Source organism: Chryseobacterium sp. SIMBA_028 (assembly GCF_046535285.1).
In the GTDB taxonomy this organism is placed as follows: Bacteria; Bacteroidota; Bacteroidia; order Flavobacteriales; family Weeksellaceae; genus Chryseobacterium.
Window position 1 is genome coordinate 1 of sequence record NZ_JAWRWZ010000472.1, and the last position, 259, is coordinate 259.

1 pseudogene is annotated in these 259 nt (G+C 36.3%); it reads right to left on the reverse strand.

The window, feature by feature from the left end:
* Positions 1 to 231, reverse strand: a pseudogene (locus tag SCA31_RS24170) (nucleotidyltransferase); the annotation flags it as partial.
* Positions 232 to 259 lie beyond the last annotated feature (28 nt).

Consider the following 259-nt stretch of genomic DNA (forward strand, 5'->3'; position numbering starts at 1 on the left):
CAGTTCGAAATTATTGTTTTTCGAAATTTTTTCAAGCCTTTCAATATAACTTTCAGGAATAAATCGGTTGAAAACTACAACTACTTTATTAAAACCTGCTTCCAGAGCATCATAGAGAGAATATTCCATGAGAGGAGATCCGTTCTCTAAAATTCCGTCTACCTGTTTCAGGCCTTTGTATCGGCTGCCTAAACCTCCGGCTAATATGAGAAGTGTTTTTTTAGAAATCATCTGTCATTCCAAATACGGGTTTACGGTT